Annotated in this window: 12 protein-coding genes; 7 read left to right on the top strand and 5 right to left on the bottom strand. The window is 58.5% G+C overall.

What is annotated here, in order from left to right; translation table 11 throughout:
- Positions 1 to 8: 8 nt before the first annotated feature.
- Positions 9 to 410 (bottom strand): SRPBCC family protein, encoded by a 402-nt coding sequence (locus ACTJK5_RS05650; protein ID WP_313556373.1) that lies wholly within the window; start codon positions 408 to 410, stop codon positions 9 to 11.
- Between the two features lie 112 nt (positions 411 to 522).
- Here ACTJK5_RS05650 and ccoG point away from each other — a divergent pair, with 112 nt between their 5' ends.
- From ccoG to gndA, 5 genes are all read left to right on the top strand, one after another.
- Positions 523 to 2,106 carry a cytochrome c oxidase accessory protein CcoG gene (gene ccoG / locus ACTJK5_RS05645; protein ID WP_440611980.1) on the top strand — a complete coding sequence of 528 codons (1,584 nt, stop codon included), beginning with the start codon at positions 523 to 525 and terminating at the stop codon, positions 2,104 to 2,106.
- Complete coding sequence (locus ACTJK5_RS05640) at positions 2,103 to 2,603, top strand: FixH family protein (RefSeq protein WP_440611979.1); 501 nt, start codon at positions 2,103 to 2,105, stop codon at positions 2,601 to 2,603. The genes ccoG and ACTJK5_RS05640 overlap by 4 nt, the downstream gene beginning before the upstream one ends.
- The gene (locus tag ACTJK5_RS05635) at positions 2,600 to 4,900 is read left to right on the top strand and encodes a cation-translocating P-type ATPase (protein WP_440611978.1); all 2,301 of its coding nucleotides are present in this window, start codon (positions 2,600 to 2,602) and stop codon (positions 4,898 to 4,900) included. The genes ACTJK5_RS05640 and ACTJK5_RS05635 overlap by 4 nt, the downstream gene beginning before the upstream one ends.
- The gene (gene ccoS, locus ACTJK5_RS05630) at positions 4,897 to 5,052 is read left to right on the top strand and encodes a cbb3-type cytochrome oxidase assembly protein CcoS (RefSeq protein WP_062437559.1); all 156 of its coding nucleotides are present in this window, start codon (positions 4,897 to 4,899) and stop codon (positions 5,050 to 5,052) included. The genes ACTJK5_RS05635 and ccoS overlap by 4 nt, the downstream gene beginning before the upstream one ends.
- Positions 5,053 to 5,185: 133 nt before the next feature.
- Complete coding sequence (gndA, locus tag ACTJK5_RS05625; RefSeq protein ID WP_440611977.1) at positions 5,186 to 6,622, top strand: NADP-dependent phosphogluconate dehydrogenase; 1,437 nt, start codon at positions 5,186 to 5,188, stop codon at positions 6,620 to 6,622.
- Between the two features lie 208 nt (positions 6,623 to 6,830).
- On the opposite strand, the gene ACTJK5_RS05620 is transcribed toward gndA, so the two are convergent.
- A complete protein-coding gene (locus ACTJK5_RS05620; RefSeq protein ID WP_062426109.1) occupies positions 6,831 to 7,865 on the bottom strand; it encodes a GlxA family transcriptional regulator in 1,035 nt (344 codons plus the stop codon).
- The gene (locus ACTJK5_RS05615; protein ID WP_440611976.1) at positions 7,862 to 8,152 is read right to left on the bottom strand and encodes a hypothetical protein; all 291 of its coding nucleotides are present in this window, start codon (positions 8,150 to 8,152) and stop codon (positions 7,862 to 7,864) included. Before ACTJK5_RS05615 ends, ACTJK5_RS05620 begins: the two co-directional genes overlap by 4 nt.
- Before the next feature lie 94 nt (positions 8,153 to 8,246).
- Between ACTJK5_RS05615 and ACTJK5_RS05610 the strand changes: the two genes are divergently transcribed.
- Positions 8,247 to 8,657, top strand: coding sequence for a response regulator (locus ACTJK5_RS05610; protein ID WP_245495348.1), 411 nt, complete (start codon positions 8,247 to 8,249; stop codon positions 8,655 to 8,657).
- Positions 8,658 to 8,764: 107 nt separating this feature from the next.
- On the opposite strand, the gene glgX is transcribed toward ACTJK5_RS05610, so the two are convergent.
- Positions 8,765 to 10,840, bottom strand: a complete 2,076-nt coding sequence (gene glgX, locus ACTJK5_RS05605) for a glycogen debranching protein GlgX (protein ID WP_062437558.1) — start codon at positions 10,838 to 10,840, stop codon at positions 8,765 to 8,767.
- A gap of 136 nt (positions 10,841 to 10,976) precedes the next feature.
- Complete coding sequence (locus ACTJK5_RS05600) at positions 10,977 to 11,177, bottom strand: hypothetical protein (RefSeq protein WP_062598358.1); 201 nt, start codon at positions 11,175 to 11,177, stop codon at positions 10,977 to 10,979.
- Positions 11,178 to 11,373: 196 nt separating this feature from the next.
- Between ACTJK5_RS05600 and ACTJK5_RS05595 the strand changes: the two genes are divergently transcribed.
- The gene (locus ACTJK5_RS05595) at positions 11,374 to 12,324 is read left to right on the top strand and encodes a LysR family transcriptional regulator (RefSeq protein WP_440611975.1); all 951 of its coding nucleotides are present in this window, start codon (positions 11,374 to 11,376) and stop codon (positions 12,322 to 12,324) included.
- Positions 12,325 to 12,424: the final 100 nt, after the last annotated feature.

The raw sequence follows: 12,424 nt of genomic DNA, 5'->3' as shown, positions 1-12,424 counted from the left end.
GGCCCTTTTCATTGATGCTCCAGAAGGCCCTTCAAAGTCTTCAGATCCGCCAACACGGCGGCGGCATCCCGGTCGTGATCCTCTTCCGTCATGCCCGGCAGTCGTAGAACGGTGAAGGCGATTTCCGCCCCGTCACCATTCGGTGTCACCCGAAGCGCATTGTAGACTTGCATCCCATCGGGCAGCGTCACCACGTGGTCGACGACGCCAAAATCATTCGGCTCAGCAAAGCGCACGCGGACGTCTCCGAGTGGCCCTGAAGCGATCCAGTCCACATCATCCTGCCGCAATCCACTTGCCAGACCCGCCGCCCAGCGCGGCATCCTGTTGGGATCTGAAGCAAAGGCGTAGACCTCCTGCCATGGCCGATCGATTGCCAGGTGCGCGATCCTCGAGATCATCGTTGCCATCATTCTTCTCCCGTCCGCAGCGCCTGCGCCACATTGTCCCGACTTGACCTAAGTCAAGGATGATGAACCCCCAAGATGTCAAAACGCAAGGACAGAAACGGACCTTGCGATCATGAACCTTTATACCGCCCGCGACCTCGGCAATGGCTCCGAGCCTGTCGAGAGATTGAATGCCGAACCGGTCAATTCTGCGAAAAACAGGAAGCCGCTTTACGAGGCGCGCAAGAAGATTTTCCCGAAGCGGGCGGAGGGGCAGTTTCGTCGTTTCAAATGGATCGTGATGCTGATCACGCTGGGCATATACTATCTGACACCCTGGATCCGATGGGACCGTGGTCCCTATGCGCCCGATCAGGCGGTGCTCGTCGATATCGCCAGCAGGCGTTTCTACTTCTTCTTCATCGAGATATGGCCGCAGGAATTCTACTATGTTGCCGGGCTTCTGGTCATGGCAGGTTTCGGCCTCTTCCTCATCACGTCAGCAATCGGCCGCGCCTGGTGCGGCTATACCTGTCCTCAAACGGTATGGGTCGATCTCTTCCTCGTGGTAGAGCGCGCCATCGAGGGCGACCGAAACGCGCGCATGAAGCTCGACGCCGCGCCGTGGAGCTTGGACAAGCTGCGAAAGCGCGTCTCCAAGCATCTCATCTGGCTGGCGATCGGTGTGATGACGGGCGGTGCCTGGATATTCTACTTCGCCGATGCTCCAACCCTGCTGAAGCAGTTCGTGACGGGCGAGGCGCCGATGGTCGCCTATTACACCGTGGCGATCCTGACGGCGACGACGTACGTCTTTGGCGGTCTGATGCGCGAGCAGGTGTGCACCTATATGTGCCCCTGGCCCCGCATCCAGGGCGCGATGCTGGACGAGCATTCGCTGGTGGTGACCTATAATGACTGGCGCGGCGAACCCCGCTCGCGTCACACCAAAAAGGCGGTTGCCGCAGGTGAGCCGGTGGGCGACTGCGTCGATTGCAATGCCTGTGTCGCCGTCTGTCCCATGGGCATCGATATCCGCGACGGGCAGCAGATGGAGTGCATCACCTGCGCCCTTTGCATCGACGCCTGCGATGGCGTCATGGACAAGGTCGGTAAGCCGCGCGGCCTGATCGCCTATGCCACGCTTCAGGAATACGATGCAAACATGGCTCTGGCGACAGGCAATGGCGCGCATGTCATTCAGCCGAGTGCAGTCCGCAATCCCGATGGCAGCTTCGTCAATGCCATACGCCATTTCAATTGGCGGATCATTTTGCGTCCGCGCACGATCTTTTACATGACAGTCTGGTGCCTTGTCGGTGTCGTCATGCTGGTGACGCTGGCCACCCGCGAGCGCCTTGCGGTCAACGTCATTCACGATCGCAATCCGCAATATGTGCTGGAATCGGATGGCTCGATCCGCAACGGATATACCGTCCGGCTTCTCAACATGATCGCGCAGCCGCGCACCATCACCTTGTCGCTGGAAGGGTTGCCAGGCGCCGTGATGAAGATCAACGGTCTGGTCGATGAGCCTGCGCGAAGCTTCGACATCAAGGTCAAGCCCGACGAAGTCACAAGCCTCAAGCTCTTCGTCACCACGCCCGCCGGTGCCACCAAAACAGCAAGCGATTTCACCTTCCTCGCGTCGGACGCTGAAAACTCAGAGACCGCGCACTACAAGGCCGTCTTCAATGGGCCGGGAGCAAAGAAATGACGATCGAGCGACAGGAAAAGCCAGGTTTTGTCTTCACCGGCTGGCACATGCTCACCATCATGGTGCTGTTCTTCGGCACCGTGATTGCGGTCAATGTCACCATGGCGTGGAATGCGGTTTCGAGTTGGAGCGGGCTTGTGGTGCAAAACACCTATGTTGCCAGCCAGCAGTTCAACGGCAAGGCGGAAGCCGCCAAGGCGCGGGCTGCAAGCGGCATCGTCGGCAAGCTCAAGCTCGATGGCGATACCATCGCTTACGAGGTGACCCACCCCATCCAGGGGCCTGTCGAGACCGATGTCGTGACGCTCAATTTTCGCCGCCCGGTTGGGGAGAAACAGGATTTCTCTCTGGTTCTGGAAAAACAATCGGTGAATGGGTTTGCGGCCCACCATCAGCTTGCACCAGGAGACTGGATCGTCGAGGCCGTCGCCGTCAAGGATGGCAAGATCATCGTTCATGAAGGCACCCGCATCGATATCGCCGGGGGCGTCAGATGAGTTGCTGCGCGCCTGGCACCGAAAGTGCTCTCGACCATGCGGGATTGAGAAAGGCTTTGCCGTCGTCGGAAGAGATGATGCTCGCCAGTCGTGATCTCGGGCAGGGGTTACGACAGATCGATCTCTCGGTGCCCGGCGTCTATTGCGGCACCTGCATCACCACGATCGAAACCTGTTTGAAAAGACTGCCCGAGGTTGAGCGCGCCCGCGTCAACCTCTCCTCGAAACGAGTATCCATCGTTTGGCGGGAGGAAGTCGCCGACGTTCGCACCGATCCGGGCATCCTTGCCAAGGCAGTCGCCTCGACGGGATACGACACCCATCTCTTTACCAGTGCCGAAGAAGCCTCCGACGAACTCAGGAACCAGTTGATCCGGGCGGTCGGTCTGACGGGTTTTGCAGCCGCGAACATCATGCTGCTGTCCGTGTCGGTCTGGTCCGGCGCGGATGCTTCCACGCGCGACATGTTTCACTGGATATCCGCCCTGATCGCGGCACCTGCGCTGATCTATGGTGGCCGGTTCTTCTATCAGTCTGCTTATCGCGCTCTGAAGCACGGCCGAACCAACATGGATGTGCCGATCGCCCTTGCAATCACGCTGTCCTATGCCGTCTCGATTTGGGAAACGATGCATAGCGGCAGCCATGCCTGGTTCGATGCGACCGTCTCGCTGCTGTTCTTTCTGCTGATCGGCCGCACGCTCGATCACGTCATGCGCGACCGCGCCCGGTCAGCCGTTGCCGGTCTTGCCAGACTGTCACCGCACGGTGCCATGGTTCTCCTCAACGGTGGAGCGCGCGAATACCGGGCAATTGCCGAGTTGGTTCCGGGAGATACCATCCTTGTTGCAGCGGGCGAAAGGGTGCCGGTGGATGGCGTGATCATAGCGGGCACCAGCGACCTGGACATGTCCATCGTCAACGGTGAGAGCGCCACCCGCATTGTCCAGCCAGGCGAGAGTATTCAGGCGGGTACCCTAAACCTCACCGGTCCACTGACCATCAGGGCAACGGCGCTTGCGCGTGAGTCCTTCCTGGCGGAGATCATTGGCTTGATGGAAGCGGCCGAAGGGGGCAGGGCGCGTTACCGGCGCCTGGCAGATCGCGCTGCGCAGTACTATTCGCCTGTGGTTCACCTCCTGGCGCTCATATCCTTCGTTGCCTGGGGCATATTTGGCGGAGACTGGAAACAGGCGATGCTGATCGCAATTGCCGTTCTGATCATCACCTGCCCGTGTGCATTGGGTCTTGCTGTTCCCGTCGTACAAGTTGTTGCAGCGGGGGAACTGTTCAAGAACGGTGTCATGGTCAAGGATGGCTCGGCAACGGAGCGGCTTGCCGAGGCCGATACTGTGCTCTTCGACAAGACCGGTACATTGACGCTCGGCGAGCCCCGTCTGCTCGATATGGCGGATGTGCCGGAAGATGCCTTGCTGCTTGCCGCAGGCCTTGCCGCCAATTCTCGTCACCCTCTTTCCCAAGCGCTCTACGGCTCGGTTCGCGGCGCGCTCCCAGTGTTCGATGCTGTCAGCGAGATACCCGGATGCGGCGTGGAGGCGAGGACAGAGAAAGGCATCTACCGGCTGGGCAACAGACGCTTTTGCTGCCCGACGGAGGCGCCGCGAAGCGAGGGAGACACCGCGTCGGAGGTGGTGTTGTCACTGGAGGGTGAAGAAGTTGCCTGCTTCCGCTTCGAGGACCAGACGAGGCCCGGCACGTGCCAGGCGATCAAAACCTTGCAGGGTTTCGGGTTCAGCGCAGAGATCGTCTCCGGAGACAGACCATCCGCCGTCAAGGCGTTGGCAGGCAAGCTCGGGCTCGAAAGCTGGAACGGCGGCTTCACCCCAGTGGACAAGGCGCGGCGCTGCGAGCAGCTTGCCGCCGAAGGTCGCAAGGTGCTGATGGTGGGCGACGGGATCAACGACGCCCCGGCGCTGGCCGCAGCCCATGTGTCCATTGCTCCGGCATCGGCAGCCGACATTGGCCGCCAGGCCGCGGACTTCGTCTTCGTGCGAGAGGATCTAAGGTCCGTGGCCTTTGCTGTCGATATTTCGCGACGGGCAGGGCGGCTCATCCGACAGAATTTTGCGCTGGCGATTGGCTATAACATCATCGCTGTTCCGATTGCGCTCGCAGGTCTCGCCACGCCCATGATCGCAGCCATTGCCATGTCTACGTCCTCGATCATCGTGGTCACCAACGCGCTTCGCCTCAGTGGCTTCGAACGGAAAGCGACACGGAAGCTTGAGCAGCGGTCCGCCGAAATTGGGATGGCAACTGGAGCGCAGATCGCATGAACATGCTGGTGTTCCTCATACCCGTCGCGTTGCTTCTCGGTGCGCTCGGTCTGTTCGCCTTTCTCTGGTCGCTGAAAAGCGGTCAGTATGAGGATATGGATGGCTCCGCCTGGCGGGCGCTGGAGGATGGTGACGACAAACCGTCCGCTTGACGGTTTTGGGGACGGCGACGCCAAAGGTGACCGCTGTCATCAAAATTTAACCGTTTCAATTGGGTCTCACCTTGCCGTTTGAAGGCGGGAGTGCCAAAACAGGCGCCATCAGATGCAAAATGGAGACACATCCGTGGAACAGGCAGAAATCGGTTTGATCGGTCTTGGCGTCATGGGCTCGAACCTGGCGCTCAACATCGCGGAAAAAGGCAACAAGATTGCCGTTTTCAACCGAACCCCGGAAGCGACGAAGAAATTTTACGCCGACGCCGGCGAACTGCAGGGACAGATGATCCCTTGCGAAACCATTGAAGACTTCGTTGCCGCCATTCGCCCGCCGCGCCCGATCATCATCATGATCAAGGCCGGCGATCCCGTCGATCAGCAGATGGAAATTCTCAAGCCCTATCTGGAAAACGGCGACATCATGATCGATGCGGGCAACGCCAACTTCCGTGACACGATCCGTCGTTTCGACACTCTGAAAGACAGCGGCCTGACCTTCATTGGCATGGGTGTTTCCGGCGGAGAAGAGGGCGCTCGCCATGGTCCGTCCATCATGGTCGGCGGCACCGAAGAGAGCTGGAAGCGCGTCGAAAAGGTGCTGACATCGATCTCGGCCAAATATGATAACGACCCTTGCGTTGCCTGGCTCGGCAATGATGGCGCGGGACACTTCGTCAAGACGATCCATAACGGCATCGAATATGCCGATATGCAGATGATCGCCGAAATCTACGGCATCTTGCGCGACGGTCTTAAGCTCAGCGCCGGGGAAATTGCCGATGTCTTCGGCACGTGGAACAAGGGCCGCCTGAATTCCTATCTGATCGAGATCACCGAGAAGGTGCTGCGCGCCGCCGATCCCGTTACCGGCAAGCCGATGGTGGATCTGATCCTCGACAAGGCAGGTCAGAAGGGCACTGGCAAGTGGTCCGTTATCGAGGCACAGAATATGGGTGTCGCGGCAACGGCTATCGAAGCTGCCGTCGCTGCCCGTATTCTTTCGTCGCAGAAGGACGAGCGCGAAGCTGCTGAGAAGATCTTTGGCGTTCCGAAGGCACTTGCCGCTCCCGCGGACAAGCAGGGCTTCATCGACGATCTGGAAAACGCACTTCTTGCTGCAAAGATCGGCGCCTATGCGCAAGGCTTCGCCGTGATGGCTGCGGCTTCCAAGGAGTTCAACTGGGACCTGCCGATGCCCACCATCGCCCGCATCTGGCGCGCTGGTTGCATCATCCGCTCGCAGTTCCTCGATGAAATCACCTCGGCCTTCACCAAGGATCCGCATGTGGCAAACCTGATCGTGACGCCTGCCTTCTCCAAGATGGTTCAGGACACGGACGCACCGCTGCGCCATGTCGTTTCGCACGCCATCCTGTCTGGCCTGCCGGTTCCGGCTCTTGCCTCCGCACTCGGTTATTTCGACGCCTACCGCCGCGGCCGTGGCACGGCCAACCTCATTCAGGCGCAGCGCGACTTCTTCGGCGCGCATGGCTTTGAGCGGACCGACGGCGTCGACAAACCGCACGGCCCGTGGGGTAGCGGCCTCGATATCTTCTCGAAATAACGAACAAAGGCTCGCTTCGGCGGGCCTTTTTTTCGGGGCGATGAACGGTTGACGCGCTCTCAGGCATCATGGCCGGGGTTGGCCCGACCATCGAGCTTTCAATGGATTGCCGGTCCCGACACGCGGTCGATAATTTGGGCTGTCTTACATTTTGGAAGCGACCGACAACGCCCGCGCTGACGTAGCGCGGCGCGTGCTAACGGCAAATTCAATGTGCGGCTTTGCCCTGGCTGGCTGCCAGCATTCTCGACGCGCTGATCACGAGTTTGCGCTCTGCTCGCTCCTGTTGCGGCGTGCGGTTGTAGATTTCGCGATAACACTTGGAAAAGTGCGAGGCCGAGACGAAGCCACAGGCGACCGCGACTTCCACGACCGGCATGGCCGATTGCACCAGAAGGTGACGCGCCCGGTCCAGCCTGATCTCAAGATAGTAGCGCGCGGGTGATCGGCCCATTTCCTGGCGGAACAGTCGCTCCACCTGCCTGCGGGAGAGGTCGGCACCTTCGGCAATATCGAGAAGTGAGAGCGGCTCGGAGAGATTGCTTTCCATCAGCTCGATGATCGAGAGAACCTTGTCGTTCTGCACGCCAAGACGGGCGCGGAGCGGCAGGCGCTGGCGATCGTGTGGATTGCGCACACGGTCCGTCAACTGCTGTTCGCACACGCGGTTCACGAGGTTTTCGCCGAAATCCTGACCGATCAGGTTCAGCATCATGTCGAGCGAAGCCGTTCCGCCGGCACAGGTATAGATGTTGCCGTCCACTTCGTAGAGATCGGCATAGACTTCGACCTGCGGGAAAGCCTCGGAAAAACCTGGGAGATTTTCCCAGTGGATCGCACAGCGCTTGCCATTCAGCAGTCCCGCCTGGGCAAGCACATGTGCGCCCGTACAGAGACTACCGACAGCAATGCCGCGATTGTTGACTTCACGCAGCCAGGCATTGACCGACTTGTTCACATATTGATCGATGTCGATCCCGGAACAGACCAGCACCATGCTCGGGCGGTTCTCGCCGCCGATGCATTTGCGCTCTTCAGCAAGAGAGGTGTTTGCCTCGAGCGCGATACCGCTGGAGGAGGTCACCTTGAGGCCGTCAATGGAAGCAAGGCGCCATTCATAGGCATCGTAGCCGAGCATACGGTTGGCGATACGCAACGTTTCCACCGCCGCCGTAAACGGAAGCATGGTGAACTGAGGAACCATAAAAAATACGATTGAACGTTTCTTGGGAGTTTTGCTCATGACGGCCATGCCCCATTTTGCGGAAAAGCAATTTCTTGCTTGGAAACTATCATCTGTATGTTCTGAATGCGACGGCCTGAAGGAGAAATACGACGCGGGTTCGTCCACGTCAAAAAAACAATCCGTGAGACCGGCTTGACAAACAGCAATATCTGATTTGCGACATGCCGTTTCGAGATATTTTGCATTTTATTAATATTGTTTTCAATTTTGTCCCGCATGCTCTCATCAATGTCGCCGAATTGCGCGTTCTGTTGGAAAGATGGAATGGCGGACGTCGAAGCCACCGCCACCCATCGGGTGCCACAGCACGTGAACCGCCAATTCTTGTGTCTGGCGGTCAAGGCTTAAAGCGGAGTATTGCGTATGCAGGAAGCTGGCGTGACGGTATTGGTTGTCGAAGACGAACCAATCATTCGATTTGCCCTTGTGGATGCCCTGGAAGAGAAGGGCTACCGCGTTTTGGAAGCATCCAATGTGCTGGAAGCCGTGGGTGTGATCGGCAAGAACGAGCAGATCGCTGCTGTGGTGACGGATATCGACATGCCGGGCGGTTTGTCCGGCCTTGATCTCGTCGAGACACTAGACAAGTCTCAACATCACATTGCAGTCGTCGTCACCTCCGGGGGACATGCATCTGAAAGCTTGGACCTTCCGGCAGATGCCCGCTTCTTCAGCAAGCCCTATCATTTCGACGACATTCTGTTTGCCGTGCGCTCCACTATCGCCGCCAAGGCAAAGCTGTTGAAGAAGCGTCGCGGTTTGCGCCTCGTCGGCGCCGCGGCACGCTGACCCTTAAAGGTGCCGCGCCGGTCGGCGAACGGCCGGTTCTACCCGTATAGAAAAAGCCGGAGGGTCACTCCGGCTTCCATTCTCACATCAGACGCTGTGATCGATGATTACGCGGCACGCAGCAAGACCAGGCTGCGGGCTTCCATCGTATAGTTCTGCGCATTGGCAATCTGGTTGCCGGTCACGGTTGGGTCGGCTGTGGTCAGCTCCGTCGTCCAGCCGTGCTCGACTTCGGGAAGCTTGAACTCGACATCGCCCTCATGCGGATTGAAGAGAATGAGGACATCATTCCATTCGTCACCTTCCGGGCCGCCTTCTCGGGTCATCCTAAGGCCGAGCGATGTGCTTCCCGCGTCCGCCCAGTGTTCCGGCGTCTGCTCTCCACCGCCTGGGTTCAGCCAGGTCACATGCGTGCCGTCATGCCAGCTGTCGCGACGAAGCACGGAATGGGTCTGCCTCAGTTCGATCAGGCGGCGAGTGAACTCGCGCAACGTCTCGGCACTTTCCGGCAGACCTTCCCAGTGCACCCAACTCAGATCGCTGTCCTGGCAATAGCCGTTATTGTTGCCCATCTGGCTGCGGCCGAACTCGTCGCCGGCAAGGATCATCGGCGTGCCGTGAGAAAGCAGAAGGGTGGCCAGGAAATTGCGCTTCTGGCGATCACGAACGGCGGTGATGCCTTCGTCATCCGTCGGGCCTTCGACGCCATAGTTGAAGCTACGATTGTCGCTGTGGCCGTCCTTGTTGTCTTCGCCATTCGCCTCGTTGTGCTTCTCGTTGTAGGAGACGAGGTCGTTCAGGGTGAAGCCGTCATGCGCAGTGATGAAGTTCACACTTGCCCAGGTCTTGCGGCCGCGAAGATCGTAGACATCGCCGGAACCAAGAACGCGCGCGGCAAAATCGCCGGCCGTGCCATCCTCATCCTTCCAGTATTCGCGCACCGTGTCGCGATACTTGTCGTTCCATTCCGCCCAGCCGGGCGGGAAGCCGCCGACCTGATAACCGCCAGGGCCGATGTCCCAGGGCTCACCCACGAGCTTCAGGCGAGACAGCACCGGATCCTGGCCGACAGCATCGAAGAAACCGCTTCGCTGATCGAACCCTTCCGGCTCGCGACCCAGAATAGTGCCAAGGTCGAAGCGGAAGCCGTCGACATGCATATCTTCGGCCCAGTAGCGCAGCGAGTCCGTCACCATCTGCAGCACGCGCGGGTGAGAGGTATTGACGGTGTTTCCCGTTCCCGTGTCGTTGATATAATAGCGGGGCTGATCGGGCAGGGTGCGGTAATAGGAGAAGTTGTCGATCCCCTTGAAGGAGAGGGTCGGTCCAAGCTCATTGCCTTCTGCCGTGTGGTTATAGACCACGTCGAGAATGACTTCGATGCCGCCATCGTGGAAGGCCCGCACCATATCACGGAAGCCTGCCATGGCACGCGGGCCGTAGTAACGCGAAGCCGGTGCAAAGAAGGCAAGAGAGTTGTATCCCCAGAAGTTCTTCAGCCCCTTGTCGAGCAGATGCGAATCGTCGGGGAAGTAGTGGATCGGAAGAAGCTCGATCGACGTGATGCCGAGGCTTTTGATGTAGGAAACGACATCCTTGTGGCCGAGCCCTTCATAGGTGCCCTTGAGCTCCTCGGGCAGGGCAGGGTGAAGCTTGGTGAAGCCCTTGACGTGCGTTTCGTAGAAGATGGTCTTCGACCACGGAATGTTCGGGCGCTTGTCACCGCTCCAGTCGTAATCCTTGGGATCGATCACGCGGCACTTGGGCATCTTGGAGGCGCTGTCGGCCTCGTTATAGGACAGATCCTTGTCCTCGCTGTTCAGGTCGTAGCCGAACTGCTCCTGGCCCCATTGGATGTCGCCCACCAGTTCGCGCGCGTAAGGGTCGACCAGCAGCTTGTTGGGGTTGAAGCGGTGGCCGTTTTCCGGATCATAGGGGCCGTGGACGCGATATCCGTAAAGGGCGCCGGGCTTCAGTCCCGGAACATAGCCGTGCCAGATTTCGTTGGTGAACTCAGGCAGAGTGATGCGCTCGATTTCGGTGTTGCCCGTCTCATCGAAAAGACAAAGTTCGACCCGTTGTGCACATGCGCTGAAGATTGCAAAATTTACGCCGTCGCCATCGAAATTGGCGCCCAGACGCGTGAAATCGCCGGGCTGAATGCTAGAGCCGAACTTGGACATGGGTTTCCTCTTGATGAAGTGACCGAGTGAAACTGGCTTGTCTGTGGTTTGTTCCGCATCGCAAAAAAATGGCCCGCCGGAATATCCTGGCGAGCCATTTACTCATTTATCTCGACGCAGCGTCTACAGCATCGGGTCACTTGCGGATGGTGTCGTTGGCAGGCCATCCAATGTCCTTCAATGTGTCTGCGGGCAGGCTCTCGAGAATGCGCAGGTTGCGTCTGCGTTGCCAGGAAGCACGAAGCTCGAACCCAGCGGTGACCACGCGGGATATCCAGGATGGCGGGCGTAGCCGAAGCCAGCTACCGGTCTCCTCATGCACGATTATCATAGTCATTTTTAACGCTCCTTCCTTTTTGTTTCAGCGTCTGTCGTGAATGCGACACGACACCTATGCGCTTGCCAAAATCATCAATCAATCGAATGACGGTGATGGCATCCATGACATTTTGTGTTGCTTTATTCCGATGGCAGGTGCGATCGTTTCTGCATGTGAGGAAGAATGGACGTCACTTGACATTCAATCAAACGAAATGATATCGATCTATCATTCAGAAAAATTGACGGACACGGTCATGACTGTTTCATTTCGCCAGCCTCTTCCCTTGCTCGATAACGATATCCTCCGCACTTTCGTCGCGATCGCTGAGACGGGGAATTTTTCGACGGCTGCCGAGGCGGTTTTTCGAACGCCCTCCGCAGTGTCCATGCAGATCAAGAAACTCGAAGAGCAGTTGAAAACGACGCTCTTCCTGCGTGATGCACGTTCAGTGACGCTCACCGCACATGGCGAGACCCTGCTGACCTATGCCAGACGAATGATCGCGCTGTCGAACGAGGCCGTGTCTCGCTTCGTCATGCCGGAGCTGTCCGGCGTCGTGAAGCTGGGTGCGCCAGATGATCTCGGTCAGCGCGGATTGCTGCCCGGAATCCTCAAGCGCTTCGCGGAAGCTTTTCCTGCAATCATGGTGGACGTCACGATCGACTCCAGTTCGCAACTCTACAAGCGCATCGATGAGCAGCGGCTTGATCTGGCGCTGGTCAATTGCGCCTCCCATCCCTTGCGCGATACCGGCGAAGTCTTAATGCGGGAACGGCTGGTCTGGGCGGGTGCGAAATGCGGCACCGCGCATTTGCGCGAGCCATTGCCGATCTCGATCTGGGAGGATGGCTGCATCTGGCGCTCGGAGGCGATCAACGCGCTGGATAAGCGCAATCGTCCGTACCGGGTTGCCTATCTCAGCGGTCACACGATGGCACAAAGAGCGGCAATCGAAGCCGATCTGGCGATTGCGCCGCTTCCGCGCTCCTATGTTCATAACGACATGGTCATTCTTGGAGAGAAGGAGGGACTGCCGCCGCTTGGCAGTTTCGATATCCGCCTGATCATGAACGACAAGGTGTCCCGTCCGATCCAGGCCGTTGCAGACAGTATTCGCAATGCATTTCGCGATGTCGCGCAGGTCGGTGCAGATCGTGGGTGAAATAGGTTGCGCCCTCACGTTTTTTTGAAAACGTGTGGAACCTGAACAAGTTTGCGACGTTTTTCGTGCGTCACGGATCACGCCTGCAGGTGCAGGCTCA

The sequence above is a fragment of the Agrobacterium sp. 22094 genome, from assembly GCF_052046015.1.
In the GTDB taxonomy this organism is placed as follows: domain Bacteria; phylum Pseudomonadota; class Alphaproteobacteria; order Rhizobiales; family Rhizobiaceae; genus Agrobacterium; species Agrobacterium cavarae.
Note: the sequence above shows the minus strand (reverse complement) of the source record. Positions and strands in the feature narration are given on the sequence as shown.

Bases quoted from the DNA above. Each gene is read 5' to 3' on its own strand.
- ACTJK5_RS05600 (WP_062598358.1), bottom strand. From the start codon at position 11,177: ATGACTATGATAATCGTGCATGAGGAGACCGGTAGCTGGCTTCGGCTA.
- glgX (WP_062437558.1), bottom strand. From the start codon at position 10,840: ATGTCCAAGTTCGGCTCTAGCATTCAGCCCGGCGATTTCACGCGTCTG.
- ACTJK5_RS05620 (WP_062426109.1), bottom strand. From the start codon at position 7,865: ATGAGCAAAACTCCCAAGAAACGTTCAATCGTATTTTTTATGGTTCCT.
- ccoS (WP_062437559.1), top strand. From the start codon at position 4,897: ATGAACATGCTGGTGTTCCTCATACCCGTCGCGTTGCTTCTCGGTGCG.
- ccoG (WP_440611980.1), top strand. From the start codon at position 523: ATGAACCTTTATACCGCCCGCGACCTCGGCAATGGCTCCGAGCCTGTC.
- ACTJK5_RS05650 (WP_313556373.1), bottom strand. From the start codon at position 410: ATGGCAACGATGATCTCGAGGATCGCGCACCTGGCAATCGATCGGCCA.
- ACTJK5_RS05635 (WP_440611978.1), top strand. From the start codon at position 2,600: ATGAGTTGCTGCGCGCCTGGCACCGAAAGTGCTCTCGACCATGCGGGA.
- ACTJK5_RS05595 (WP_440611975.1), top strand. From the start codon at position 11,374: ATGATATCGATCTATCATTCAGAAAAATTGACGGACACGGTCATGACT.
- ACTJK5_RS05640 (WP_440611979.1), top strand. From the start codon at position 2,103: ATGACGATCGAGCGACAGGAAAAGCCAGGTTTTGTCTTCACCGGCTGG.